Genomic DNA, 25,560 nt, shown 5'->3' on the forward strand with positions numbered 1-25,560 from the left:
CTGTTCCACCAACTACTTCTTCTGGAGAGCGTCATGGGAAATATTTACTCCGTCACCATCAACAACAGGTCGAGTCATTCGGACTACTTCATGGTGTTCCAGAACGACCCGACCGCGTGGGCGCCCAACGCCATGTCTCTGGCCTGGTTTTCCAAGTACTCCAACCCGAGCCCCACGGCCGAGCTCACCTTCGAGTGGACGGTGGACGTCGGCTTCTCCTGGGCTGAAACGGGCGACCTGCAGCCCGGCATCCGGTTCGCGGCCTCGGAAAAGTACATCCCCCAGGGCGGCAAGAACAAGATCACGCTGGACTACAACAAGGGCTATCTCTTCACCGATGAAGCCCAGGGTCCGGACAAAGATCGGTTCTACCTGGCCCAGAGCACGGAAATTCCGCTCAAGTCGCAGGCCTCCGTCGGCGTGACGATGTCGGGCAGCACGGTTTTCGCGACGCAGGCACGCCCCAACGCGAACCTGACCTTCTCGCCACATCCCCGGTACTTCATCGCATACGGCAACTACCAGAAGGGCGAGGTCATCGACGTCAACTCGGTCAACAACGCGCTCGAACTGACGTACCCCACCGGCGTCTACGCGCTCACCACGACCTTGAACGCCAACGACACCTGGGTCAAGCCAGACTCGCTGGTGGAAGCCAACGCGAAGCGCCTGCTCCTGATCTCCCGCTGATCCCCGGCCTTTCACCCACCAAACCGGCCTGCTGCGTGCGCGGCAGGCCGGACTGAAAGGAGCCCCTCCATGTTCGATGCATGCGTAGGCAGCGTCTGCGGTTTTGCCGGACAGGTGAACCCCGTTTCGGGCGACGCCAACAACATCTGGAAGAACACCGCATGCGCGAGCCAGAACTCGGTGACGGCGCCCAAGCGCGACGACATCCCGATCAGCTACCTCGAGGCGCAGGGCTGGATGCTGTGCGACGGGCGCAAGCTCAAGGTCAGCGCGTACCCCGAGCTGTTCGCTGCATTGGGCTACCTGTATGGGGGGATCAGCGACGACTTCTGCATTCCCGACTACCGCGGCCTCTTCCTGCGCGGCAACGATGCGGGCTCGGGCATGGACCCGGATGCCGCATTGCGCATGGCGCCGACGGGCAGCGGGACCGTCAACGGCGTGGGCTCCTACCAGTGTGACGCCATGCAGACGCACACCCACACCTACAAGGCGGTGACGCTGGCGGGGGTGTCGCAAAGCGGCAATGCGGCCGGGCAGGCCTCGGGCGACCTGGGAACAAGCGTGCCCAACACGCCCGCGCGTCTGACCTCGGAAACGCGGCCGAAGAATCTCTCCATCAACTACATCATCAAATTTCGCTGAGGAAGACGATCATGAAAAACACGAGCCAACTTGCAATCCTTTGCGCCATCTCGATGGCCATCCTGAGCGGTTGCCAGAGCGTCGGATCGAAGGTGGGGGAGGCCCAGGTGGGCGTCGATCCGCAATGTGTCGTCACTTCGACCGGCTTCCAGCACATCTTCGCGCGCCATTGCACGGCATCGACCGGCGCCAGCCAGCTGCTGCCAGCGTACTGCACCAATGCGGTCGCGGCACAGAACTTCTGCCGCATGGTCCAGAATGCACCGAACAAGACCCGCGTCGTACAGCTCGACAACCGGGTTCGCTACGACTCGAACCTCAACCAGGTCGTCGGCACGGCGGGCGAAAAGTGCGGACGCGTCATCATCGAAAGCGCAACCAATGGCACGGTCGTCACCGAGTTTCCCGAATTCACCGGTGCGCCGGGCAACTGCCGCTAGCGGCTGAAGAAATGCGGCGAATCATCCAGGTGCCGGAAGGAGGCCGGCCCGAAACCCCGGACCTCCCCAGCCTTCCGATGGACGAATCCGTCTGGGAGGACGGCTATTCGCTCGTCATCGACGAACTGAAAGACGGGGCGCTGCAGAGGTTCTGGAAGCACTACTACGGCGCGTCCGCCGAAATGGTGGTTTCAGGCCACGACCTGATCGCGCTGCGCAAGGACATCATGGCGGCCGTACCGGGCTGCGCGGGCAAGCCGGCCGTGGTCGACTTCCTGCTGGATCTGGCAAGGATGTGCGCCCGCGCGCACCGCCAGAAGCACGGCCTCCACGTCATCGCAGACTAGGCGTGCGGCGTGCGGCGTGCGGCTGGCAGCTACTCCAGCGTGAACCCGATCTTCACCGTCACTTGCCAATGCGCGACCTTGCCGTCCGCCACATGGCCGCGCGTCTCGGTGATGGTGAACCACTGGATGTTTCGAACCGTCTCGTGCGCCTTGGTGATCGCGGTCTGGACCGCTTCTTCGATGCTGACGGGCGACGAGCCGGTCAGCTCGAGCGACTTGTAAACGTGATTCGACATGTCTCTGCTCCTTGTGATTGGCGTGGGCACATCGTAGTCAGTGCGTGCAGCGGCGGGGGAAATTTTCTGCATCTGGAAACTCGCAATCCGTCTTTGAGAACACCGGGCGCTTCCGCAGAATTGCCGCAGCGTTCATCCGGAAGTTTCCAATGCCACTGCGCACCCTCCATGTTTCCCCGGCGGCACAGGCCCGCCATGTCCTCGCGCTGACCACCACGGCCTGGCGCATTGCGCCGCCTTCGCCGCACGAGGTGGCGCGGCGCGCGCCGCACGGCCATATGCCGATCCGGGCCATGCGCCGGCTGCATGCGGCGGCAGTGCTGGCCTTGCTGCCTCACTCATGGTGAGGTGCCGGCGACGCCGTGCAGCAGATCCTGGCAGAGGTCTGCGCCTGAACGATATGCAGATATCGATATAGGAAATCAGCGCAAGCGGTGTGCGCAATGCCCAAGAGAATTCGCAGCAATTCTTTCAAAGGCGTCTTTCGCCGAACACCGTGTCCTATTCGCTGTCCCTGCTCGACAAGAGCCTGATTCCCGAAGGCGCCGACGCCGCACAAGCGTTCCAGCACACGATTGCGCTGGCACAGAGCGCCGAGCGCCTGGGCTATCGCCGCTACTGGCTCGCGGAGCATCACGGCAACCGCGGCTATGCCGGCTCGGCGCCCGAAGTGCTGGCCTCGCATGTGCTCGCAAAGACCTCGCGCATCCGCGTCGGCACCGGCGGCGTCATGCTTCAGCACTACAGCCCGTTCAAGGTCGCGGAGACCTTCAGGGTGCTGGCCTCGCTGGCGCCGGGCCGCGTGGACCTGGGCATCGGCAAGGCGCCCGGCGGCCTGCCTTTGACGAGCAAGGCGCTGCAATGGCTGCATGACCCGGTGAAGAAGAAGGAAGACTTCGCGGTGCGCCTCGCCGAGCTCGATGCGTTCCTGCACGACGGCGTGGCGCCGGACCATGCGCTGGCGGGCGCGGTCGCCACGCCACATCCCCCTCAGCTGCCGCAGCGCATCCTGCTCGGCGGCAGCCCGGAGAGCGCGATGCTGGCGGCGCGCCTCGGCTGGGAGTTCGTCTACGCAGGCCATTTCAACGGCGACCCCGTGAACATCGGCCAATCCATCGAGGCCTACCGCTCGGCCACCGGCCGCGCGCCCTTGCTCGCGCTCTTCGCCTTTGCGGCCGAGACCCATGAGAAGGCCGCAGAGCTCGTGGGCGCGCTGCGCAGCTTCCGCGTGCATCTGCCCGGCGGACAGAGCGTGAACCTGCAGAGCCTGGAGGCCGCCGCCGAGTTCGCGCGGCAGGCGGGCGTGAGCGACTACCGCACCGAGGAACGGCGTCCGCATGTGATTGCGGGCACCGCCGGCGAAGTGCACGACCAACTCGATGCGTTGAGCGAACGCTACGGCATCGAGGAGTTCGTCATCGACATCCCCGTCGCCGGCTTCGCCGAGCGAGCGACCTCCGTCGAGCTGCTGGCCCAGGCGCGTGAACCCGCGCTGGCCTGAGCTTCTCTTTTCCTCCGTCAAGAAGAACGTTTCGTCATGAACAACATCAAGTTCGGCGTCATGCTGCAGGGTGCCGGCAGCCACATGAATTCCTGGAAGCATCCGGGCGGTCCGGCCGATGCCAGCGTCAACCTCGACTTCTACGTGCGCACCGCGAAGAAGGCGGAAGACAACGGCATCGCCTTCGCCTTCGTGGCGGATGGGCTGTACATCAACGAGAAGTCGATCCCGCATTTCCTGAACCGCTTCGAGCCGATCTCGATTCTCTCGGCGCTCGCGACCGTCACTTCGAAGATCGGGCTTGCGGGCACCGTCTCCAGCTCGTACAGCGACCCGTTTACCGTGGCGCGCCAGTTCGCCTCGCTCGACCTGATCAGCGGCGGCCGCGCCGGATGGAACGTGGTGACCACGCCGCTCGAAGGCAGCGCGAAGAACTACAGCCGCAATCATCCCGAGCACGCGCTGCGCTACGAGATCGCCGACGAATACCTGGCCGTGACACAGGGCCTGTGGGACAGCTGGGACGACGACGCCTTCACCCGCAACCGCGAGACCGGCCAGTTCTTCGACCGCGACAAGCTGCACACGCTGGACCACAAGGGCCGTTTCTTCCAGGTGTCGGGGCCGCTGAACATCCAGCGCTCGCCGCAAGGGCAGCCGGTGATCTTCCAGGCCGGCTCGTCGGATGCCGGCGTGGGCCTCGCGGGCAAGTATGCGGATGCGGTATTCACCCATTCGCCATCGATCGAGGAGACACGCGCCTTCCTGAAACAGGTGAAGGCCAGCGCGGTGGCGCAGGGCCGGCAGGCCGACGACGTGAAGATCTTCCCCGGCATCGGCCCCGTCGTCGCGGCCACCGGGGAGGAGGCCGAGGCCAAGTACCGCGCCATCCGCGAACTGCTCACCATCGAAGAGGCGCTGGCCTACCTCGGCCGCTTCTTCGATCACCACGACTTCAGCCAGTACCCGCTGGACGAAGCCTTTCCGGAGCTCGGCGACATCGGCCGCAACAGCTTCCGCTCGACCACCGACCGCATCAAGGCCAAGGCCAAGGCCGGCGGCCAGACCTTGCGCGAAGTGGCGCTCGAAGTCGCGACGCCGCGCACGCAGTTCGTGGGCACCGGCGAGCGCATTGCCGACGAAATCATTCGCTGGGTGGACGAGGGCGCGGCCGACGGTTTCATCCTCGGCTTCCCGGTGCTGGGGCAAGGGCTGGACGACTTCGTCGAATTCGTGATCCCCGCGCTGGAGGCGCGCGGCCGCTACCAACGCGAGTTGCCTGGGCAGACGCTGCGCGATCACCTCGGCCTGCCGCGCAAGGCGAGCCGCCATGCGCTGGCGGACGGCGCCATCGAGGCCAACGCCGCGCGAAAGGCCGCGTGATGAGCGAACGATTCTTCTACACCACGCCGCTCGACCCCCGCGCCCAACCGCTGATCGAAGGCCTGGCCTTCGAGTACGACAGCCGCTACGGCGACGTGCTGCGCGAGCCCGGCGCGCCGCGCGAGATCGACCGCTATCCGCCCGAAGTCTTCGCACCGCCGCACGGCAACTTCGTGCTGCTGCTGCGGGACGGCATCGCCATCGGCGGCGGCGCTTTCATGCGGCATGACGAGCGCACCGCCGAGCTCAAGCGCGTGTGGACGCGCACCGACCTGCGCCGTCAGGGTCTCGCGAGCAAGGTGCTGTTGGAGCTGGAGGCGCAGGTGCGGCGCCAGGGCTACGAGCGCATCTACCTCACGACCGGCTTCCGCCAACCCGAGGCCGTGGGCCTGTACCGCGGGCACGGCTACACCGCGCTCTTCGAAGATGCGGCGGACCCCGAGACGCCGCGCAAGCTGCCGTTCGAAAAGCACCTGGCGGTGCCGCGCCACCGTGGCCAGCCCGCCACGACACCGAGCGAGGCGGTGCAGCAATGAACACGACCACCATCCTCGACGTCGGCCCCGAGCCGCGAAATCCGGGGCCGGTTCGTCCTGCCACCCGGGCCGCGCCTGCGAAGGGCGACTATTCGCACTTTCGCGTGGTGCCCGCGAAGTACCCGGCGCGCACGGTGGGCACGGTGTTCGCCGTGCTGCTCATCGGCATCGTGCTGCACTCGGTGCTGACCAATCCACGATGGGGATGGAACGTTTTCGCGCAGTGGTTCTTCGCGGAGCCGGTGCTCGCCGGGCTCGGCCGCACGCTGCTGCTGACGGCACTGGGCGCGGTGTTCGGCTTCGTACTCGGCACCGGGCTGGCGCTGGCACGCGTCTCGCGCTCGCCGCTGCTGGCGCGCCTGTCGTGGGTTTTCACCTGGCTCTTCCGCTCGGTGCCGATCATCGTGCTGCTGCTGATCATCAACAACCTCGGCTACCTGTACGAGACGGTGGCGCTGGGCATTCCGGGCACCGACATCACCTTCTTCTCGTACCCGACCACGCAGCTGATCAGCCCGTTCATCGCGGCGCTGCTCGGCCTCACGCTGAACCAGGCGGCCTTCGCCTCGGAGATCGTGCGCGGCGGCATCCTGTCGGTGGAGCAGGGGCAGCTCGAAGCGGCTGCGGCGCTGGGCCTTTCGCGCAAGCGCCAGGCTTTTCGCATCGTGCTGCCGCAGGCGATGCGCACCATCCTGCCCACGGCTTTCAACGACATCATCGGCCTGGCCAAGGGCACGTCGAACCTCTACATCCTCGCGCTGCCCGAGCTGTTCTACACGATCCAGATCATCTACCGGCGCAACCTGGAGGTGATTCCGCTCCTGATGGTGGCAACGGTGTGGTACCTGGTGATCCTCACGGTGCTGTCGGTCGCGCAGCACTACATCGAGCGGCATTTCTCGCGCGGTGCGCTGCGCAATCCGCCGCGCTCGCGGCTGGCCGGCGTGGCGCGTGGGCTGTGGCGGACGAAGACCGTCGAGCCGGTGGCGAGTGCGCCGCCCGCCGCACCCGCCGAGGTGCCGCGCTGGACCGACCCGCTCACGCAGGGCGGCGAGGTCACGATCCACGGGGTTTCGAAGAGCTTCGGCGCGCTCAAGGTGCTCGACGACGTGACGCTCACGGTGCCGCCGGGCAGCGTGACGGTGATCCTCGGGCAGTCGGGCTCGGGCAAGTCGACGCTGCTGCGCGCCATCAACCACCTGGAGCGGGTGGACGACGGTTTCATCGCGATCGACGGCGAACTCATCGGCTACCGCCGCGACGACGACACGCTGTACGAGCTGCACGAGAGAGAAATTCTCAAGCGCCGCGTCGACGTCGGCATGGTGTTCCAGAACTTCAACCTGTTCCCGCACCTCACGGTGCTGGAGAACATCGTCGAGGCGCCGGTGTCCGTGCGCGGCCTGCAGCGCGCCGAGGCCGAGGCGCTGGCTTCCGAGCTGCTGGTGCGCGTAGGCCTGGCCGACAAGACGCATGCCTATCCGCGCCAGCTGTCGGGCGGCCAGCAGCAGCGCGTGGCCATCGCGCGTGCGCTCGCGCTCAAGCCCAAGGTGCTGCTGTTCGACGAGCCCACTTCGGCGCTCGACCCCGAGCTGGTGGGCGAGGTGCTGGCGGTCATCAAGGAGCTCGCGCGTTCGGGCACCACGCTGGTCATCGTGACGCACGAGATCGGCTTTGCCCGCGAGGTGGCCGACACGATCGTCTTCATGGAGCAGGGCCGCATTCTCGAGACCGGCACGCCCGACAAGGTGTTCAACGCGCCGGCGCACCCGCGCACGGCCGGGTTCCTGGCCAAGGTTCTTTGATTTCTCTACTGACTGGGCTCCTTCTCATGATCCATCGCAAAAACATCCTCTCCGCGCTCCTGGGCGCCTTCATGCTGCTGCCCCTGGCGGCCTCGGCCCAGCCTGCGACCGACCTCAGCCCGGAGCAGGCGGGGCGGCCGCGTGCCCAGAGGCTGGACGAGGCCATCAAACTGGCGAAGGACTTCAAGTTCCAGAAGGAGGGCGTGCTGGTCGTCGGCACGACCACGGGCCGCCTGCCGTTCGCTGCCTATGCGACCGACACGAAAACGCCCGTGGGCAATGCGCCCGACATCGCGCAACTCGTCGCCGACAGTCTCGGCCGCAAGCTCGAGCTGGTGTCCACCGCATGGGCCGACTGGCCGCTGGGCCTGCAGTCGGGCAAATTCGACGTGGTGGTGTCCAACGTGACCGTGACAGAGGAGCGCAAGGAGAAGTTCGACTTCTCCACCTACCGCAACGACCAGATCGGCGTCTACGTGAAGTCCGACAGCAAGATCGGCGCCATCAAGGAGCCCAAGGACATCGCGGGGCTGAAGCTCATCGTGTCGGCCAGCACCAACCAGGAGCAGATCCTCCTGCGATGGAACAAGCAGAACGTCGCGGCCGGCCTGAAACCGATCGAGATCCAGTACTACGACGACGATGTGGTGCAGCGCCTGGCGATCCAGTCGGGCCGCGCCGATGCCTATGTCGGCCCCAATGCCATTGCGGCCTATGAAGCACGCGACGGCAAGACCCGGCTCGCCGGCCTGTTCTCCGGCGGCTGGCCGCTGAACGCCGAGATCGCGGTGACCTCGCGCAAGGGCTCGGGCATCGCCGAGGCCATCACGGTCGCGCTGAACGCGCAGATCAAGAACGGCAACTATGCGAAGGCGCTGTCGCGCTGGAACCTGGGCTCCGAGGCGATCGAGGTGGCGCGCACCAATCCGCCCGGCCTGCCTAAGAACTGAGGCCGCGAAACCATGTCTTTCAAAAGCAAGGCCGGTGCACTGGCAGCCTTCGGCCTGATGGCCGTGACGATGGCGCACGCCGCCGACAAGTTCGACTTCAGCGCCGAGCAACGCGGCCGCCTGCACACGGGCAAGGACGCCGAAGCGGTCAACGCCATTCCGCCAAGTTTCAAGTTCGTGAAGGACGGCGTGCTGACCATCGCGATCGCGCCGTTCGCGCCGCCCATCTCCACCTACGCCACCGATGCGAAAACCGTCGTCGGCTTCGACCCGGACTTCGCGCACCTCATTGCCGAGTCGCTGGGCCTGAAGCTCGAACTGCAGCCCGTCGCCTGGGCCGACTGGCCGCTCGGCCTGAGTTCGGGCAAGTACGACGCGGTGATCTCCAACGTGGGCGTGACCGAACAGCGCAAGGAGAAGTTCGACTTCTCCACCTACCGGCTCGGCCTGCACGGCTTCTACGTGCGCAGGGACAGCGCGATCCAGTCGATCAGGGAGCCGAAGGACGTGGCGGGGCTGAAGCTCACGACCGGCGCCGGTACCAACCAGGAACGCATCCTGCTCGAATGGGACCGCCAGAACGTTGCCGCGGGCCTGAAGCCGATCGCGATCCAGTACTTCGACGACGACGTGACCCGCTGGCTGGCGGTGACCACGAAGCGCGTCGATGCCAACTTCAACCCCAACGCACCGCAGGCCTACGAGGCGGCCAAGAACGGACAGCTGCGGCTGGTCGGTACGGTGAATGCGGGCTGGCCGCTGAAGTCGGACGTGGCGATCGCCACGCGAAAGGGCAGCGGCCTCGCCGCGGCGCTGAGCACCGCGGCCAACAACCTGATCCGCAACGGCACCTACGGCAAGGCGCTCGCGCGCTGGAGCTTGACGGAGGAGGCCTTGCCGAAGTCCGAGATCAATCCGCCCGGCCTGCCGAAGTTCTGAGATGAAACCTTGCTTTTCTGTTCGTCGCGTTGTTGTGTTTGACGTTCGTTGTTCAGGGCGCGATCACGCCGACGGTGTGCTCTGCTCCGCGAATGTCCCCCGGCGCGGCCTAGGGCCGCGTGCCTCCTCCTTTATTTCGCTGCGCAGAGCACACCGCCAGCGTGATCGCTCAGAGCACTTGTTGATCGGCCGCAAACCAGCAGCGTGCCCTCGTGCACAGGGCACCGGGTGCTCCCCGCAGCGAAATAAAGGAGGAGCGAAGCGGGGGACATTCGCGGAGGGGAGTACCCGGTGTCCTGTGCACGCACCCCGAATGCACGCACCTCGAATGCACGCGCTGTCACGGGTTGTGCAAACCACCATGGAAAGCTGAGACCACCGTGGCCATTCATCACATCGGTTTCCTCACACCCGGCAACTATGCCGAGGCGAATCCGCTGGCCGGCCTCGAAGCGGCGCTGAAGCTGTTCGAGTTCGGCGAGCAGCGCGGCTTCGACAGTGCCTGGGTGCGGCAGCGCCACCTGGAGCGCGGCGTGTCTTCGGCCACGACCATCCTGGCCGCGGCCACGCAGCGCACGCGCCGCATCGAGCTCGGCGCCGCGGTGATCCAGATGGGCTATGAAAACCCGTTCCGCCTCGCCGAAGACCTGGCCACCGTCGACGTGCTCTCGCGCGGCCGGCTGCAGGTGGGCCTGAGCGCGGGCGTGCCGCCGCACGGCGCACTGCTCGGCAGCCGCTTCTACGACGCGGCGCCGAACACCATCGACTTCACGCACCAGCGCGTCGCGCGCCTGCGGGCCAACCTCGAAGACGTGCTGCTCGGCGACGACGACACCTTCGTCGAGTCCGCCGGCGGGCGTGTGCGTCCGCGCGTGCAACCTTATGCGCCCGGTCTCGTCGATCGCCTCTGGTACGGCGGCGGCTCGCTGCGTTCGGCCGAATGGGCAGGACGCAACGGCTTCAACCTGCTGCTCGGCAATGTGCTCTCGGGCGAGACCACGGACGATTTTCTGCAGGCCCAGTCGGCCCTCATCGCGCGCTACCGCGCCAGCGAGACCGGCGCGCGTGCGGGAAGGGTGGCGCTGGGCCGCGTGATCGTGCCGCTCGACAGCGCCGACGCCGCAACGCGCCGGCGCTACCGCGAGTTCGCGGCGGGCCGTGTCGAGCGCACGCTGGCGCCGCAGGGCGAACGGCGCACGCTCTTCGCGACCGACCTCGTCGGCACGTCGGACGAGATCCTGGAGCGGCTGCGCAAGGACCCGGTGCTGCCGCAAGTGAGCGAACTGCGCGTGGAGCTGCCCTACAACTTCAGCAGCAGCGAGTACGAACAGATCCTGGACGACCTGGCCTGCCGCATCGCGCCGGCGCTGGGCTGGCGAACGCCCGCAGATTCGGTGCCTGAAGAAGAAGCACTGGAAGCGGGTTAGCGGCCGGATTGGAGATGAGTTCGAGGTGAGTCGGAGTCGGGTTGTCCTCCTGGCCAATCCGAGGGACGACTTTGGCGAGCCTTCGGGCTCGCTTTTTTTTAATCAGCGCGGCTGCAGCTGCTCCCGCAAGATCCGCCGGATCTCCAGAATGGCCAGCGGATTTTCCTGCACGCTGTGTGCCGACCGGATGACCCGCTCGGAGGCCGTGCCGTCGAGATGCGCGCTCTCATAGGGCACGATGCCGTCGCTCGACTCGGCCTGCGGCACACCCGGCGTGTCGTTGCCGATGATCGAATGAAAGCGCACGCGCGGGTTCATCGGCAGGCCCGAGGACAGCTGCACGAAGGGATCGCGGTCGCTCAGGTTGTCGATGCTGTTGGGTATGCGCAGCGGTTCCGAGCCCTGCGTGCTGGGCGCGATGCGCATCAGCTCGCGGGAGATGTCGTTCAGCTGCCCCAGCATCGCCACCGGCAGCGTGACGAGGTTGGCCACCCAGCGCGAGATGCGGTTGTTGGCGAACGGGGTGCCGCGGTGCGGCGAGGCGATGAAGATCGCATGGCCGACCTGCGGCAAGGGCTCGAAACGCAGATAGGGCGCAAGCCGCTGCTCGATGCGTTCCTGCTGCGCACCCTGCATGGGGTAGCTCTCGAGCAATGCTTCCCACAGCGTGTCTTCCGACGAAGACACCAGCAGGCGCGACAGCACGCCGCCCATGCTGTGCCCGATCAGCGTGATGTTGCGCGAGGCCTCGGTCTGGCCCGTGGGGTCGAAGTGCGCAATCGTCTGCGTGATGGCCTGGCGGATCGCCAGGTTGTTGAGCGGCAGCGGCGCGTTCGTCGGGTAGTAGACCTGCCAGACCTGGTAGCGGCGGCGCAGTGTCTCGTCGCCCAGCACCTCGTTGGCCACGTTGATCCAGGCCTCGGGGCTGCTCGCGAGCCCGTGCAGCATGATGATCGTGCGCCGGTTCGGGTCGTAGGGCTGCATCAGGTAGATGTGCGGCCGGGTGAGGCCTTCCGCGCTGCCCAGCAGGCTGCGCAGGGCCTGGCGTGCGAAGTCGGAGCGCGCGAGCCAGAGGCCGTAGCCCGAGGTGAAATTGGCCGCGAGCGGAATGTCCTGCTCCGCGAGCCGGGTCGTCGACGTGCGGTAGGGGTCGAACACCATGATGCGCGCCGTGCGCGTGGCCAGCACCTGGCGCAGGTCGGCGCCTTCGAAGCCGATGAGCGCGGTGAGCCCGGGGAACGGCATCTCGCTGTAGGGCGGCGGCGTGTCGTCGTCGCCGGCCTTGCCGGTGGACCGGGGCGGGATGGCCGGCTGGTTCGTGGCCACCACCAGCTCGGCGCCGAAGCCGTCGCGCCGGTAGGTGTTGCGCAGTCCCGAGAAGGTGAGCGAGGCGGCCGGAATCAGCGCCTGCGGCACCGGGTCGTCGGGCCGCAGTTCGAGCGCGGACAGGTCGGTGTCGATGCGCCAGTCGCCCACCTGCGGCACGCGCGGCAGCGCGTTGTCGTCGGTGCGGCCGTCCTGGCGATAGCGGCTGAACAGGCCGGTGATGGCCTGCTGCACCGCGTAGTTGTAGTAGTCGCGCACCTGCGTCTGCCGGTCTTCGAAGGCGCGATCGCGCGGCTTGCGCGCGGTGAAGAAGAGGTAGGCGTAGGCGTGGCGGGCGGTTTCGAGCCAGGCCTCGATGGTCGAAGCCGCGGGCGGCTCGCTCGCGGCGACACCGCGGCTGCCGGCCAATGCACGCTGCAGCCACACCTCGGACAGTGCGGACAGCCGCTGCTCGTCGGTGAGGCCGGGCGAGTCGGCCAGGGCCCGCCGGCAGGCCTGGTCGTTGCCGGCGCACAGGTCGGCGTCCGAGCCGATCACGCGCAGCACCTCCTGCGCCGAAGTGCTGAGCTTGCCGGTGGTGAGCACGTCCCCGCGACGCTGCGCGAGGTATTCGGCGGGCGAGATCGAACCGACCGTGACGCCTGCGCAACCGGCCAGCAGCAAGGCGCCGCACAACAGGGCCGGCAGCGGGAAGAAGCGCAGGCGCATCACGGAGCGGTTCTCGCAGCGACGCCAGGCACGCCGTGCCGGATGGCTTGCGAGAAGTCTTCCGCGTCGGGGCTCCTGTCGAAAGCACGCGCGCGTTCGGTGATGCGTCCGGCCGCGCGCAGCGCCTCCATGCCGTGGCCCGGCGTGAGTCCGCCCACGTCGTGGAGGTAGTCGGGCAGGTAGCCCGAGGCCAGCAGCCGGTAGTCCATCGGCAGGCCCGGGACGACGCGCTTCGCGAGGTCGTACACGATGGTGGTGCAGTTGGCGGTGAGCGTGTTGTAGAAACTCGGCGCACGCACCAGCGCCGCACCCTCGCCGAGGTAGGCGAGGAACAGCGAGCGCATCTCGGCTTGCGGCAGACGGACGCGGTACATGTAGACGTCTTCCCCGCGCACGTTGGTGCGCACGCGCAGCACGTCGCGCTCGTCGGCCGCGACGAGGCTGGTCTCGAACTGCCTGAAGAAGCCGCCGACGGACGAAAAGCTCTCGCCGCGCTCCTTGCGGATCTCGATGGAGAAGGTGACGAACTGGCCGTCGTCGAAGCCGAAGGAGACGAGCGTGTGGGCAATGGCCGGGCCGCTCCAGTAGGAGAGGGCCACGTCGACCGAGCGAATGCGGTCGAGGTCGTAGCGGCGGGTTTCCCAGCGCTGCGTGTAGTCGGTGTCGCTGCGCCAGTCGAAGTTGCGCACGTTCTCCATCGTGACCACGTTGCCGTCGATGCGGGAGACGAGCTGGCGCGCCACGTCGTCGGCCCAGGCGCGGTTCTGCGAGGGCTGGATGCTGCCCCACCATCCGAGCAGCACCGCGAACCCCACGGCGTAGGACAGAAGAGGGCGTGTGGCCTTGCCGCGCCACAGCAGCACGATGGCGGCGAGGCCGAAGCCGCCCCACAGCACTGCGGCGGCGATCTTGAGGAGGGCGGGCGCCGGCAGCTGGTACCAGAGGGCTGCACAGGCCCATGCGGCCGACAGCAGGATGACGAGCGACACCGCAAGGCGGCCGGAAAATTGCAGGAGGATTCGGATCATTGAACGAGGCATGTGGGAGCCGGCCGATCGGCTCTTTCGAGGCGCTCGATTCTCGTCGAGTTATCTCCATCCGTAACGGGTAAGCGAACTGTCAGAAAGCCCACACACAGTGAATCGGCACACGGTCCCTGCTGGCCGGTGTGCCGCCCGTTCGCACGCGCAGTTGCGATGCAAGAAGACCAACAAGGAGACCTCTTCATGAACTTGCGCAAATCCGCGCCGGCTTTCGCACGCCCATCGGTTTCATACCGTGCAGTACTGAATTCGTATGCGGTCGCTGCGGCCGCGGCCGCGTCGGTGCTGGCGGCCGGATGCGCCGGCGGTGGCCGGACCTCGACCCTCGACCCCTCGGGCACCGCGCAGCCGGCCGTGCCGGTGGTGAGCGTGAACACCCTGCGAGGCTCGACGAAGGACGTGTCGGTGGAGTTCCACGAAGGAACCAACATGGCCGCCGCGCCGTCGCCCGACGGCAAGCGCATCGCCTTCACCGCGATGGGGGCGCTGTGGACCCTTCCCATCGGCGGCGGCACCGCGACGCGCATCACGGGCTGGGACATGGAGCCGACCGCACCGGTGTGGTCGCCCAGCGGCAGCCTGATCGCATTCCAGAACTACGACGCGGAGGGCAACTACCACCTCTGGGTCGTTCGGCCGAACGGCGCCGACCTGCGGCGTGTCACGACCGGCCCTTACGACGACCGCGAACCGGCATGGACGCCGGACGGCAACGGGCTGGTCTTCGCGTCGGACCGCAGCAACGATGGCCAGTACAAGATCTGGCGCGTGTCGCTGAACGAGGCGAACTACACGCCCCTCACCTCGGGCCCCGGCGCCGAAAGCAACCCGGCCATCTCGCCCGACGGCAGGCAGCTGGCCTTCGTGGACACGGCGCGTGTCTTCACCCGGCCGATCGGCGGCACGGAGGCGCCGACGCTGATCGGCGCCGGCACCATGCCTGCGTGGGCGCCCGACGGATCGGGCCTGGTGTTCCAGACCGATCGCAAGACACTGAGCGTGGGCGGCAAGGACGCAGTGGCCAACGAGGACTTCTTTCCGTTCCCGGTCCGCTACATGGCGGATGGCCGCTTCATGTACACGGCGGACGGAAAGATCAGGATCCGCAGCGCCACCGGCGGCGATCCGGCCGACGTGCCGTTCAGCGCAACGCTGACCGTTCGCCGGCCGGCCATCAACAAACAGAAGGACCGCGGCTTCAACGTCATGGGGCCGCAGCCGGTGCGCGGGATCAGCGGGCCGGTGATCTCGCCCGACGGACAGAGCGTGGCCTTCGTTGCACTGAACGACGTGTGGGTGATGAAGATCGGGCAGGCGCCCGTGCGGCTCACCAACGACACGGCGCGCGACGGCAGTCCGCAGTTCACGCCCGACGGGCGCTCGGTCTACTTCTCGACCGAGAAAGGCAATGCAGGCGCACTGGCCATCGACCAGGTCGAGATCGCCTCGAAGCGCCGCACGCGGCTGGCGGCCATTCCTGCCAGGTCGATGGTCACGCCGAAGATGTCGCCCGCCGGGGACCGCATCGCCTACACCACGGGCTCGGGCCAGCTCGAGATCTGGGACATGGCCTCGCGCACGCCCCAGGCCGTGATTGCGCAAGTGAGCTCGCAGGTCGGCACGCCGTCGTGGCTGCCGGACGGAAAGAAGGTGGTGCTGGTCGACAACGAGCGCATGAACAACCGCTTCCGCGAGGGCTACAACAAGCTGCGCGTGATCGACATCGCAGGCAAGACCGGCACCTTCCATCCAGTGGCCGAAGTGCCGCGGCAGATCTCGGACCGGGAGGAGGGCGCCGCGACCGTCTCGCCGGACGGCACCAAGGTGGCCTTCATCATGGATTCGGTGCTGCACGTCATGCCGCTCAAGGCCGACGGCTCGCCCGCCGGCCCCGCGGTGGCGATCACGAAGGAGGCCGCGGACCTGCCTTCATGGGCCGGGGATTCGCGCACCATCCTCTACAAGGCGACCGAGAAGCTGAAGACCATCGGCGCCGACGGCTCCGGCGCGAAGGAGGTGCCCCTGAACCTCACGTGGACGCAGGCCGTCGGGACCGGGACAACGGTCATCCGCGCAGGCCGCCTGTGGGACGGCAACAGCGAGACCTTGCAAACCGACGTGGACATCGTGATCGGCGGCAACCGCATCACCGCGATCCGGCCGCACGATGCATCGGCCGCCCGCACCGCGACCCGGTACATCGACGCGTCGGCGTTCACCGTCATGCCGGGCCTGTGGGACCCGCACTTCCATCCGCTCACGCTCTACCAGGGCGGTCAGTTCGGGCAGGTCGCGGCATCGATGCTGGCCTACGGCATCACCTCGACGCAATCGGTCGCCGGCCCGCTGCACCAGAGCATCGAGATGCGCGAAGCGCTGGACGCGGGCAACCTGGTCGGCCCGCGTGTGTTCGCCTCGCCGCCGTTGTGGGAAGGCAACCGGCTTTTCTACAGCTTTGCGCGGACCCTGCGCACGCCCGAGGTGGCCGACCTGGAGATCGCCAAGGCGAAGGCGATGGGTGTCGACTACCTGAAGTCGTATGTGCGCGCACCGATCCCGATCATGGCGAAGATCGCGCAGGCCGGGCTCGACATGGGCATCCCCACGGGCACGCACATGCTGGCGCCGGGTGCGGCGGCCGGCATTGGCGGCACGACGCACCTGTCGGCGACGCAGCGCATGGGTTATGGCTGGTCGAAGTCGATCGGCGGCTTCACCTACCAGGATGCCTACGACCTGCACGCGAAGTCGGATTTCCGCCTGGTCGACACCCTGTTCTCGTCGCTCGCGCTGGTGGGGCAGGACGCCTCGATGGTCGGCGACGACCGCTACAAGCTGCTGATTCCGCCGAATTTCCTGACGGGCCTGACCGGCACGGCAGCACCAACCAGCGCCGTGCTGCAGGGCGTTCGCAAGGACGCCGAGCAATCGGCCAAGGTGCAGCGTGCCGGCGGCCTGCTGGCCATCGGCACCGACACGCCGCTGGTCGCGCCGGGCATTGCGCTGCATACCAACCTGCGCGCGGCGGGCATGGTCGCATCCAACCACCAGGCGCTGCAGGACGTGACCCTCAACGCCGCGAAGATGAGCCGCGTGGACCAGGACCTGGGCACGGTGGAGGTCGGCAAGCTGGCCGACCTGGTGATCGTGCGCGGCAATCCGCTGCAGGACCTCCGGGCCGCGGCGGCCGTCGAGTACGTGGTGAAGAACGGCGTGAGCCTGTCGCTCGCCGAGATCCTCGCGCCGTTCCGCACGCCGGTGGCCTTGGGCGAACGCAGGAAGGCGGTGGTTGCGTACGACAGGATGTGCCGGGCCGATCCGCACCACTGCGCGGACATGAACCACGCGGACTGACGGGGGCCATGTTGGGCGCTCTGCTGTTCAGGGCGCGCTCACGCCGACGGTGTGCTCTGCTCCGCGAATGTCCCCCGGCGCGGCCTAGGGCCGCAGGCCTCCTCCTTTATTTCGCTGCGCAGAGCACACCATCGGCGTGATCGTTCRGAGCACTKGTTGATCAGCCCGCACAAGCGCTGCGCCTCTCGTGCACAGGGCACCGGGTGCTCCCCGCAGCGAAATAAAGGAGGAGCGAAGCGGGGGACATTCGCGGAGGGGAGTACCCGGTGTCCTGTGCACGCGCCCCGAATGAGTCCGCTTTGCGAGCCTACAACTGGTAGGTCACCAGCTTGAAGTCCGGATCCTCGGGAAAGGACTTCACGGCAAAGCCCAGCCGGCGCACCAGCTTCAGCATGTCGGGGTTGTTGGCGAGCACAAGGCCGTCGATTTCYGCAAGGCCCCTGTCGCGCGCGACGTCGATGATGCTTTCCATCAGGCGCGAGCCGATGCCCTTGCCGCTKAACTCGTCGGCCACCACCAGCGAGAACTCGCAGCTGGTCTGGTCGGGGTTGGTGATGTAGCGCGACACGCCCACGATGTGCTCGGTGTCGAGGATGGTGCCGTCGGGCGCGTTGTGGCGCTCCATCACCACCGCGACCAACGCCATTTCGCGGTCGTAGTCGATCAGCGTGAAGCGCGAGAGCATCGACGGCGGCAGCTCGTGGAAGCGCGAGACGAACCGGAACCAGCGGCTCTCGGGCGACAGGCCCTGCACCAGCGCCTGCAGCATCTGGGCATCGTTCGGATGCACCGGCCGCACGGTGTAGATGTCGCCGCCCGTGCCAGGAAGGGGCCATTCGCGCCGGTAGCGTGCCGGGTACGGCATGATGGCCAGGTGCTGGTAGCCGCTGCCCACGTGGCCCGCCACCGCCTGCGGGCTGCTGTCGACCACGATGCGCGCATCGACCGAGACGGCGCCCGACTCGTCCACGATGATGGGGTTGATGTCCATCTCGCGCAGCTCGGGCAGCTCGCACACCATCTCGGACACGCGCAGCAGCACGTCTTCCAGCGCCTCCATGTCCACCGGGTTCGCGCCGCGCCATTCGCCCAGCGTCTCGGCCACGCGCGAGCGTTCGATCAGCCGCCGTGCCAGGAACTGGTTGAGCGGCGGCAGCTCCATCGCGCGGTCGTTCATGAGCTCGATCATGGTGCCGCCCGCGCCGAACACGATGATCGGTCCGAAGGGCTGGTCGGTCACGAGGCCGACGTAGATCTCGCGCCCGCGCCGCGCCCGCACCATCTTCTGCACGGTCACGCCGTTGATGCGCGCCTCGGGGGCGAGACGCGCCACGCGTTCCATCATCTCGACGTAGGTGTCGCGTGCGCCGGTGCCGTTCATCACGTTGAGCGCCACGCCCTCGACATCGGACTTGTGGCTGATGTCGGGCGAATCGATCTTGAGCGCCACCGGAAAGCCCAGCTGCGTGGCGATCATCATGGCCTCGCTGGCGCTGCGTGCGAGCAGCGTGCGCGTGATCGGGATGTGAAAGCACGACAGCAGCGACTTCGACTCCATCTCGGTCAGCACCTTGCGGCGCTCGGCCAGCACGCTTTCGATCAGCAGGCGGGCGCCTTCGATGTCGGGCTTGGCCAGTGCCGACAACGGTGGCGGCGTCTGCTGCAGCAGCTGCTGGTTCTGATAGAAGGCTGCGATGTTGCCGAAGGCACCGACGGCCGCCTCGGGTGTGCGAAAGCTCGCAATGGTGGCCTCGGCCAGCACGGCGCGCGCATTGCCGACGGACGAATCGCCCATCCAGCATGCGAGCAGCGGCTTGTTCATCGGCCGCGGAATGTCGGCCAGCGCGCGCGCCGTGGCGGCCGCGTCGGCGCCGGCCTTGGGGGAGAAGATGGCCAGCACGCCGTCGACCTGGCTGTCGGCCGAGGCGGCGTCGATGGCGGCGCGGTAGTGCGCGGGCGTGGCGTCTTCCGAAAGATCGATCAGGTCGGCCAGCGACGCGAGCGGCGGCAGCGTCGGTTGCAGCAGCTTCTGCGCGGGCGCGGAGAGCTTGCCCAGGTGCAGGCCGATCTCGTTGATCCAGTCGGCTGCCAGCACGCCGGGGCCGCCGCCGTTGGTGACCACGGCGAGCCGCTTGCCCACGGGCCGGTAGCGCGAGGCCAGGCACTTGGCGGCCGAGAACAGCTCGACGAAGGAGCGCACCCGCACGGCGCCCGCCCGGCGCAGCGCGGCATCGAACACGTCGTCGCTGCCCACGATGGCGGCGCTGTGCGTCTGCGCCGCCTCGTTGCCGGCGGGCTTGCGCCCGGCCTTGAGCACCACCACCGGCTTGGCATGCGAGGCCGAACGCAGCGCGCTCATGAAGCGGCGTGCATCCGAGATGCCTTCGAGGTACACGATGATGCTGTGGGTGGCCTGGTCGTTGGCGAGGAAGTCCAGCACCTGCGGAATGTCCACCGAGGTGTACGGCCCCAGCGACACCACGCTGGAAAAGCCGACCCCGTTCTGCCGCGCCCAGTCGAGCATCGATGCGGTGAGCGCGCCCGACTGCGACACCAGCGCGAGCGGCCCGGCCTTGGCCAGCGGCCCGGCGACGCTGGCGTTCAGATGCAGCAGCGGGCGCTGGAAGCCCAGCGAATTGGGCCCGAGCAGGTGCACGCCTTCGCGGCGCGCGATCTTGCGCCACTGGCTGGCCTGGTCGGCCGCGATGCCGCTGGAGACGACCACGGCGGCGCTGCAGCCGATGCGCCCGGCGATCTCCAGTGCGGCCGCGACATCCTGCGGTGCGAGCGCGATGAGGGCGAGGTCGGCATGGGTCTGCGCCAGTTCCTCGAGCGTGCCCTTGGTGCGCACATCGAGAAAGCGCAGCGTGCCGTCGAAGCGGTCGGCCCGGAAGGCTTCGCGCAGGAGGCGACCCGACGCCGTCTGGCCGCCGGGGTCATTGGCGTTGCCGACGAAGGCCACGGCGGAGGCTGGCGCGAAAAGCGGCGTCAGGAAATGCTTGTCCATGCCCTAGTTTGCACCCATCGCCGGGGCCTGTGCGGGCTCCTGTACACTCCGGCCTCCATGTCGTGCTTCCAACTCCACACCGCATCCGACGCCGCCCGCATGGGCTGCATGATGCTGCCTGCACTCCCGCAGGCGATGGATGCACGAATGATTACCAGCATTACCACCGCGGCCACCTGAGCACGCGCAGGTGGCCGTTCCGGCAGCCACCTGGTGAATCGCTCTTCCTCCCGAACGAATGAAACCCAGCTCTGGCAGCTGGGTTTTTTGTTTTTTGTCCGGAGAAGTCCATGTACCGCGATCCAGTCCAGTCCCTTCAGCCCCTTCACAGCTTCCCCGTGGCCATGCGCGCGCTGCGCGTGGGCATGATCGGCATCGGCACCGTGGGCTCCGGCACCTTCCGCGTGCTGGCCCGCAACCAGGCCGAGATTGCCGGCCGGKCAGGGCGGCCGATCGAGATGGTGATCGTGGCCGCGCGCAACCTGGCGCGGGCGGCCGGCGTCGTCGGCGAAAGCGTCCCGTTGACCGACGATCCGATGCACGTCGCCACCCACCCCGACGTGGACGTGGTGGTGGAAGTGGCCGGCGGCACCGGCCCGGCGCGCGACTGGGTGCTGGCCGCCATCGCGCACGGCAAGCACGTGGTCACGGCCAACAAGGCGCTGCTGGCGGAGCATGGCGCCGAGATCTTCGCGGCCGCGCGGCAGCATGGCGTGGCGGTGGCGTACGAAGGCGCGGTGGCGGTCAGCATCCCCATCGTCAAGGCGCTGCGCGAGGGTCTCACGGCCAACCGCATCGAATGGGTGGCCGGCATCATCAACGGCACCACCAATTTCATCCTCAGCAAGATGCGCGACGAGGGCCTGGACTTCGCCGCCGCGCTCGCGCAGGCGCAGGCCCTGGGCTATGCCGAGGCCGATCCGGCGTTCGACATCGAAGGCATCGACGCGGCGCACAAGCTCACGCTGCTGGCCGCCAATGCGTTCGGCGCGCCGGTGCGGTTCGCCGATGTGCAGGTGGAAGGCATCACCGCGCTGCAGAGGATCGACGTGGCCTGCGCAGAACAGCTGGGCTTTCGCATCAAGCTGCTGGGCATGGCACGCCGGCGGGAAGAGGGCGTGGAGCTGCGCGTGCAACCTGCGCTGGTGCCCGCCTCGCACCTGATGGCGCATGTGAACGGGTCGATGAACGGCATCATGGTCAAGGGCGACGCGTCGGGCGTGACGATGTACTACGGCGCCGGGGCCGGTTCGGAGCAGACGGCATCGGCCGTGATCGCCGACCTGGTGGACGTCGCGCGGCTCGATGGCACCCATGCGGCGCAGCGCGTGCCGCACCTGGGTTTCCATGCGCATGCGATGAGCGCCCTGCCGGTGCTGCCGCGCGCCGCGGTGCGCACCTCGCACTACCTGCGGGTGCCCGTGCATGCGGCGAGCCGGATCGAAGCGGTGGCCGCCCTGTTGGCGGGGCAGCAGGTGCCTGTGCGCCAGGTGATGCTGGCGACGGAACGGCCGGAAACGGGACCGCAGGTGCTGGTGCTGACAGGCCTTGCGGCGCAAGGCACGGTCGACCTGGCCGTGCACGCGCTGCAGGCGCATCCGGCGGTGGCCGGACCGGTAACGGCGCTGCGGGTGGAAGAACTCGGCGGTTGAAACCGGCTTTCGGCGTCAAGGACCGACGGCCATCTGCAGGGTCGCATTCGCAGCCGCGGCGGCGGGGGGCGATACCAACACCTCGGCCTGGGCCCTGGCGGACGCGCAGCGACCGTAGCTGTCGTCGAACCGCACGATGTCGTCCTCGCCCAGGTAGCTGCCGGTCTGCACCTCGATCACCTCCAGCATCGTCTTGCCCGGATTCTCGAGCCGGTGGATGGCGCCCGACGGCAGGTAGATCGACTCGTTCTCCCGGACCAGCGTGACCTGGCCGTCGCAGGTAGCCCTGGCTGTTCCCTGAACCACCACCCAGTGTTCGGCGCGGTGGTGGTGCATCTGGAGCGAGAGCTTGGCGCCGGGCTTGACGGTGAGGCGCTTGACCTGAAAGCGCGCGCCGATGTCGATGCAGTCGTAGGCACCCCAGGGCCGCACCACGCGGCGATGCTCGGTCGCTTCGGCCCGTCCCTCCAGCGCGAGCATCCGCACGACATCCGCGACCTGCTCGGCACAGCCCGCGCCCGCCACCAGCACGGCGTCCGGCGTGTCCACGATGAACAGGTTTTCGGTGCCCAGCGCCACCACCGGCCGGTGGGGCGCGTGGATGAAGGTGTTGCGCGCGTGCAGGGCGCTGGCCTTGCCGCTCAGGCGGTTGCCGGCGTCGTCCGCCGGCTGCAGGTTCGCCACCGCGTTCCAGCTGCCGACGTCGCTCCAGGCGCCTTCGAACTTCACGACCGCGATGTCCTTGTGCTTCTCCAGGACCGCGTAGTCGATGCTGTCGCTGCGGCAGGCCTCGAAGGCATCGCGGTCGAGCCGCACGAAGCTGCCGTCGATCGAGACGGCCGCGGTTGCGCGTTCGCAGGCCTGCAGGATGTCGGGTGCGTGCGCCCGCAGGGCCTCGATCAGGGTGCGGGCCTGCACGAGGAAGATGCCGGCATTCCAGGCGTAGCCCCCCTGCAGGATCAGCGACGCGGCCACGGCGGCCGTGGGCTTCTCGACGAAGCGCACCACGGCATGGCTGCAGCCGTCGGCCAATGCTTCGCCCGCCTCGATGTAGCCGTAGGCGGTGCTCGGGAAGCTGGGCGCCACGCCGAAGGTGACGATGCGCCCGGCCAGCGCGGCCTCGATGCCGCCGCGCACGGTCTTCGCGAACAGCGCCGTGTCGGGAACGTGATGGTCGGACGGCGCGAACAGCAGCAGGTCGTCCCTGCCGGCCAGCAGGGCCGCCGCAGCCATTGCGGCCGCGGTGCTGCGCGGGACCGGCTCGAGAATCTGCCGGCCGGTGGAGCGGGTGTTCTCGACCGTTTCCCGCACCAGGAAGCGGTGGTCTTCCGACGCGATGCAGGTGATGTCGGTGTTCAGGCTGCCGAGCCGTTCCAGCGTGAGCTGCAACAGGCTCTTGCCGCCGATCAGCGGCGCGAACTGCTTCGGAAGCGCCTTGCGGGACAAGGGCCACAGGCGCGTGCCGCTGCCGCCGCAGAGAACGACGGGGTGAATGGCGGGCGTGTTCATGGGGTGCCTCCGATGTGAATGTGCAGCCGCTCAGATCTGGCCGGTGTGGGCGGCAAGGCTCACGGCCTGGGCGCGCGAATGCACGTGCAGTTTCTTGTAGATGTTCTTGATGTGGGCATTGACGGTCTGCCCCGAGATTCCGAGCCTTGCGCCGATCTCCTCGGAGACGTAGCCCTGCGCCACGCAGCGCAGGATCTCGCGTTCCCGGGGCGTCAGGGCCGTCGCGTGCCGGACCGGATCCGCCGCCGGGGACTCCTCGATCTGGTGGCTCATCCGGGCCAGCAGCCGGCGCGCCAGCCTCGGCGTGATGGCCGCGCCGCCGTTGACGACCTGCAGCACCGCCTGGGCGAAGCTCTGGAGCCATGCGTCCTTGAGCAGGTAGCCCGTGGCGCCGAGCTCGAAGGCCTGCATCACATGGGCATCGTCCTCCAGCGCGGAGATCACGATGATCTCGCAGTTGGGGTGGTGCTCGCGGGCTTCGCGGATCAGGTCGAAACCCGTGCCGTCGCCCAGTCGCAGGTCCACCATCAGGACATCGAACTCGTGGGTGGCCAGCAGCCTGCGCCCGTCCCGCAGGCTGCCGGCCTGCGCTTCGAGCTGGATGCGCAGGTCGGACAGGAGCTCCTGCGCGATCACGCGGCGCATGAATTCGTCGTCGTCGATGAGCAGCACGCGAACCGGCGCGCCTTCCTGCCCCGTCAGGAAGTCGGGCCACAGCGGCGTGGCGGGCGGGCAGACGCCGTACGAGAATCCCGGGCGGCCGGGATCGGGCTTCCCGGACAGGTGCAACGCGGTATCGGTCATGGGATGTCTCCGGTTGGATATAGATGGGGTGCTGCGTCAGCCGGTGAGGCAGCGCAGCAGTTCCCGCTCGAAACGCAGCAGGATGGCGTTCTGGTCCAGTTCCTCTTCGGCGAACAGCCGGCCGGCTGCGCCCATCTCCTCTCGAGTCTGGCGCGATGCCGCAAGCCGAGCGATGGCCTCGGCCAGGGCTTGCGCATCGCCGGGTGCGATCACGAGGCCGCGCCCCGAGACCACATTGCTCAACTCGGTGCCGGCATGCGCTGTGACGATCACGGCCTTTCCGCTCGCGAGCATTCCGGCGAGCTTCGACGGCATGACCAGGTCCGCGGCGTCAGCGCGCTGGGGAAGCACGTGGATGTCGGCCATGCCCAGCAGTTCGTTGAGCCTGGCGGCGGGCTGCAGGTCCAGGAAATGGACGTTGCCCAGGCGGCTGCAGGCGGCCCGGAGCGGCGCGCGGCTCGGCCCATCGCCGCAGAAGACGAAATGGATGTGCCGCGCGGCGACCAGCAGGCGCGCTGCGTCGGCCAGCAACTCGATGCCCTGTTTGCTTCCCAGGCTTCCCGCATAGAGCACCACCACCGCATCGGGCGGAATCCCGAGCGCGATCCTGTAGTCGCCGGCCGGGCCCGGACGGATGGCGGCCACATCGACCCAGTTGGGGAACAGCACCAGCCGGTCTTCGGCGATGCCCTTGTCCTTCGCCTTGTCGATCATCGCGGCCGAGATGGTCGACACCCGGTTGAACCTGCTCAGCAGCCAGTGCTCCACCGACAGCGCGAAGCGGCGCACGCGCGCACCGCGCACCCATCCCAGGCCGAACGCAGCATCCACTTCGTAATCCTGGATGTGCAACCAGGACTTGATGCCGAGCATCTTCGAGAAGAAGAGAACGGCGGGCGCGCAGAAGATCGGCGGCTCCACCACGAACACCAGGTCCGGCTTCCAGCGGATCTGCGCGAAGAGCAGCGGAATGCTGGACAGCATGAACGAAAAGAGATGCGCCATGCGGGCCAGGGTCCGGGGCCGCGCGGGCACCCAGGTCGGCGCACGCCAGACCGTGATGCCGTTCCAGTTCGTCTTGCGGTAGCTCCAGGCCGAATGCCCTTCGAACACCTCCCAATGCGGAAAGGAGGGCGGTGCCGCGATCACGCGGACTTCGTGCCCCTTGGCGCTGAGCCATTGCGCCATCTCGCCCGAGTACTTGCCGATGCCGGTGAGTTCGGGCGTGAAGTTCATCGAATAGAGAAGGATTTTCAAG

At 67.7% G+C, this 25,560-nt stretch carries 21 protein-coding genes; 14 read left to right on the forward strand and 7 right to left on the reverse strand.

Features of this window, described 5'->3' with window-relative positions:
• The first annotated feature begins 33 nt into the window (after positions 1-33).
• From AC1DXX_RS03650 to AC1DXX_RS03665, 4 genes are all read left to right on the forward strand, one after another.
• Complete coding sequence (locus AC1DXX_RS03650) at positions 34-690, forward strand: hypothetical protein (RefSeq protein WP_478132798.1); 657 nt, start codon at positions 34-36, stop codon at positions 688-690.
• A 69-nt stretch (positions 691-759) separates the two neighbouring features.
• On the forward strand, positions 760-1,335 hold the full coding sequence (locus AC1DXX_RS03655) for a tail fiber protein (protein WP_478132799.1): 576 nt from the start codon (positions 760-762) through the stop codon (positions 1,333-1,335).
• A gap of 11 nt (positions 1,336-1,346) precedes the next feature.
• Entirely contained in the window at positions 1,347-1,775 is a 429-nt protein-coding gene (locus AC1DXX_RS03660; protein WP_478132800.1) for a hypothetical protein, read from the forward strand.
• Positions 1,776-1,852: 77 nt separating this feature from the next.
• Complete coding sequence (locus AC1DXX_RS03665) at positions 1,853-2,122, forward strand: hypothetical protein (protein ID WP_478132801.1); 270 nt, start codon at positions 1,853-1,855, stop codon at positions 2,120-2,122.
• 29 nt (positions 2,123-2,151) lie between these two features.
• Here AC1DXX_RS03665 and AC1DXX_RS03670 read toward each other — a convergent pair whose 3' ends face one another.
• The gene (locus AC1DXX_RS03670) at positions 2,152-2,358 is read right to left on the reverse strand and encodes a dodecin (protein ID WP_478132802.1); all 207 of its coding nucleotides are present in this window, start codon (positions 2,356-2,358) and stop codon (positions 2,152-2,154) included.
• 149 nt (positions 2,359-2,507) lie between these two features.
• On the opposite strand from AC1DXX_RS03670, the gene AC1DXX_RS03675 reads away from it, so the two are divergent.
• The 8 genes from AC1DXX_RS03675 (at position 2,508) to AC1DXX_RS03710 (ending at position 10,899) form a co-directional block, all read left to right on the forward strand.
• On the forward strand, positions 2,508-2,705 hold the full coding sequence (locus AC1DXX_RS03675) for a hypothetical protein (RefSeq protein ID WP_478132803.1): 198 nt from the start codon (positions 2,508-2,510) through the stop codon (positions 2,703-2,705).
• Between the two features lie 149 nt (positions 2,706-2,854).
• Entirely contained in the window at positions 2,855-3,859 is a 1,005-nt protein-coding gene (locus tag AC1DXX_RS03680) for an LLM class flavin-dependent oxidoreductase (RefSeq protein ID WP_478132804.1), read from the forward strand.
• 36 nt (positions 3,860-3,895) lie between these two features.
• Entirely contained in the window at positions 3,896-5,242 is a 1,347-nt protein-coding gene (locus AC1DXX_RS03685) for an LLM class flavin-dependent oxidoreductase (protein WP_478132805.1), read from the forward strand.
• On the forward strand, positions 5,242-5,778 hold the full coding sequence (locus AC1DXX_RS03690; RefSeq protein WP_478132806.1) for a GNAT family N-acetyltransferase: 537 nt from the start codon (positions 5,242-5,244) through the stop codon (positions 5,776-5,778). Before AC1DXX_RS03685 ends, AC1DXX_RS03690 begins: the two co-directional genes overlap by 1 nt.
• Positions 5,775-7,583: an amino acid ABC transporter permease/ATP-binding protein gene (locus AC1DXX_RS03695; protein WP_478132807.1), complete on the forward strand. Its 1,809-nt coding sequence runs from the start codon at positions 5,775-5,777 to the stop codon at positions 7,581-7,583. The genes AC1DXX_RS03690 and AC1DXX_RS03695 overlap by 4 nt, the downstream gene beginning before the upstream one ends.
• 26 nt (positions 7,584-7,609) lie before the next feature.
• Positions 7,610-8,533 (forward strand): ABC transporter substrate-binding protein, encoded by a 924-nt coding sequence (locus AC1DXX_RS03700; protein ID WP_478132808.1) that lies wholly within the window; start codon positions 7,610-7,612, stop codon positions 8,531-8,533.
• 12 nt (positions 8,534-8,545) lie between these two features.
• A complete protein-coding gene (locus tag AC1DXX_RS03705) occupies positions 8,546-9,472 on the forward strand; it encodes an ABC transporter substrate-binding protein (RefSeq protein WP_478132809.1) in 927 nt (308 codons plus the stop codon).
• A 380-nt stretch (positions 9,473-9,852) separates the two neighbouring features.
• Positions 9,853-10,899, forward strand: coding sequence for an LLM class flavin-dependent oxidoreductase (locus AC1DXX_RS03710; RefSeq protein ID WP_478132810.1), 1,047 nt, complete (start codon positions 9,853-9,855; stop codon positions 10,897-10,899).
• A 102-nt stretch (positions 10,900-11,001) separates the two neighbouring features.
• On the opposite strand, the gene AC1DXX_RS03715 is transcribed toward AC1DXX_RS03710, so the two are convergent.
• Both AC1DXX_RS03715 and AC1DXX_RS03720 read right to left on the reverse strand, forming a co-directional pair.
• Complete coding sequence (locus tag AC1DXX_RS03715) at positions 11,002-12,933, reverse strand: esterase/lipase family protein (protein ID WP_478132861.1); 1,932 nt, start codon at positions 12,931-12,933, stop codon at positions 11,002-11,004.
• The gene (locus tag AC1DXX_RS03720) at positions 12,933-13,961 is read right to left on the reverse strand and encodes an Lnb N-terminal periplasmic domain-containing protein (protein ID WP_478132811.1); all 1,029 of its coding nucleotides are present in this window, start codon (positions 13,959-13,961) and stop codon (positions 12,933-12,935) included. The genes AC1DXX_RS03715 and AC1DXX_RS03720 overlap by 1 nt, the downstream gene beginning before the upstream one ends.
• A gap of 198 nt (positions 13,962-14,159) precedes the next feature.
• Between AC1DXX_RS03720 and AC1DXX_RS03725 the strand changes: the two genes are divergently transcribed.
• Complete coding sequence (locus tag AC1DXX_RS03725) at positions 14,160-17,330, forward strand: amidohydrolase family protein (protein WP_478132812.1); 3,171 nt, start codon at positions 14,160-14,162, stop codon at positions 17,328-17,330.
• Between the two features lie 307 nt (positions 17,331-17,637).
• Here the strand turns inward: AC1DXX_RS03725 and AC1DXX_RS03730 are convergent, their stop codons facing one another.
• Positions 17,638-20,337: a bifunctional acetate--CoA ligase family protein/GNAT family N-acetyltransferase gene (locus AC1DXX_RS03730; protein WP_478132813.1), complete on the reverse strand. Its 2,700-nt coding sequence runs from the start codon at positions 20,335-20,337 to the stop codon at positions 17,638-17,640.
• Between the two features lie 290 nt (positions 20,338-20,627).
• Here AC1DXX_RS03730 and AC1DXX_RS03735 point away from each other — a divergent pair, with 290 nt between their 5' ends.
• Positions 20,628-21,989 (forward strand): homoserine dehydrogenase, encoded by a 1,362-nt coding sequence (locus tag AC1DXX_RS03735; protein ID WP_478132814.1) that lies wholly within the window; start codon positions 20,628-20,630, stop codon positions 21,987-21,989.
• A gap of 15 nt (positions 21,990-22,004) precedes the next feature.
• Here AC1DXX_RS03735 and AC1DXX_RS03740 read toward each other — a convergent pair whose 3' ends face one another.
• Genes AC1DXX_RS03740 through AC1DXX_RS03750 form a run of 3 tightly spaced genes read right to left on the reverse strand, consistent with a single transcriptional unit; the run spans position 22,005 to position 25,559 of the window.
• Complete coding sequence (locus tag AC1DXX_RS03740; protein ID WP_478132815.1) at positions 22,005-23,498, reverse strand: mannose-1-phosphate guanylyltransferase/mannose-6-phosphate isomerase; 1,494 nt, start codon at positions 23,496-23,498, stop codon at positions 22,005-22,007.
• A 30-nt stretch (positions 23,499-23,528) separates the two neighbouring features.
• Positions 23,529-24,302, reverse strand: coding sequence for a LuxR C-terminal-related transcriptional regulator (locus AC1DXX_RS03745; protein WP_478132816.1), 774 nt, complete (start codon positions 24,300-24,302; stop codon positions 23,529-23,531).
• A gap of 36 nt (positions 24,303-24,338) precedes the next feature.
• A complete protein-coding gene (locus AC1DXX_RS03750; protein ID WP_478132817.1) occupies positions 24,339-25,559 on the reverse strand; it encodes a WcaI family glycosyltransferase in 1,221 nt (406 codons plus the stop codon).
• Position 25,560: the final 1 nt, after the last annotated feature.

The sequence above is a fragment of the Variovorax sp. P4_B10 genome, from assembly GCF_056402375.1.

Excerpts from the sequence above, each read along its gene's own strand:
- AC1DXX_RS03650 (WP_478132798.1), top strand. The coding sequence starts at position 34 with ATGGGAAATATTTACTCCGTCACCATCAACAACAGGTCGAGTCATTCG.
- AC1DXX_RS03655 (WP_478132799.1), top strand. The coding sequence starts at position 760 with ATGTTCGATGCATGCGTAGGCAGCGTCTGCGGTTTTGCCGGACAGGTG.
- AC1DXX_RS03660 (WP_478132800.1), top strand. The coding sequence starts at position 1,347 with ATGAAAAACACGAGCCAACTTGCAATCCTTTGCGCCATCTCGATGGCC.
- AC1DXX_RS03665 (WP_478132801.1), top strand. The coding sequence starts at position 1,853 with ATGGACGAATCCGTCTGGGAGGACGGCTATTCGCTCGTCATCGACGAA.
- AC1DXX_RS03670 (WP_478132802.1), bottom strand. The coding sequence starts at position 2,358 with ATGTCGAATCACGTTTACAAGTCGCTCGAGCTGACCGGCTCGTCGCCC.
- AC1DXX_RS03675 (WP_478132803.1), top strand. The coding sequence starts at position 2,508 with ATGCCACTGCGCACCCTCCATGTTTCCCCGGCGGCACAGGCCCGCCAT.
- AC1DXX_RS03685 (WP_478132805.1), top strand. The coding sequence starts at position 3,896 with ATGAACAACATCAAGTTCGGCGTCATGCTGCAGGGTGCCGGCAGCCAC.
- AC1DXX_RS03690 (WP_478132806.1), top strand. The coding sequence starts at position 5,242 with ATGAGCGAACGATTCTTCTACACCACGCCGCTCGACCCCCGCGCCCAA.
- AC1DXX_RS03695 (WP_478132807.1), top strand. The coding sequence starts at position 5,775 with ATGAACACGACCACCATCCTCGACGTCGGCCCCGAGCCGCGAAATCCG.
- AC1DXX_RS03700 (WP_478132808.1), top strand. The coding sequence starts at position 7,610 with ATGATCCATCGCAAAAACATCCTCTCCGCGCTCCTGGGCGCCTTCATG.
- AC1DXX_RS03705 (WP_478132809.1), top strand. The coding sequence starts at position 8,546 with ATGTCTTTCAAAAGCAAGGCCGGTGCACTGGCAGCCTTCGGCCTGATG.
- AC1DXX_RS03715 (WP_478132861.1), bottom strand. The coding sequence starts at position 12,933 with ATGCGCCTGCGCTTCTTCCCGCTGCCGGCCCTGTTGTGCGGCGCCTTG.
- AC1DXX_RS03720 (WP_478132811.1), bottom strand. The coding sequence starts at position 13,961 with ATGATCCGAATCCTCCTGCAATTTTCCGGCCGCCTTGCGGTGTCGCTC.
- AC1DXX_RS03725 (WP_478132812.1), top strand. The coding sequence starts at position 14,160 with ATGAACTTGCGCAAATCCGCGCCGGCTTTCGCACGCCCATCGGTTTCA.
- AC1DXX_RS03740 (WP_478132815.1), bottom strand. The coding sequence starts at position 23,498 with ATGAACACGCCCGCCATTCACCCCGTCGTTCTCTGCGGCGGCAGCGGC.
- AC1DXX_RS03745 (WP_478132816.1), bottom strand. The coding sequence starts at position 24,302 with ATGACCGATACCGCGTTGCACCTGTCCGGGAAGCCCGATCCCGGCCGC.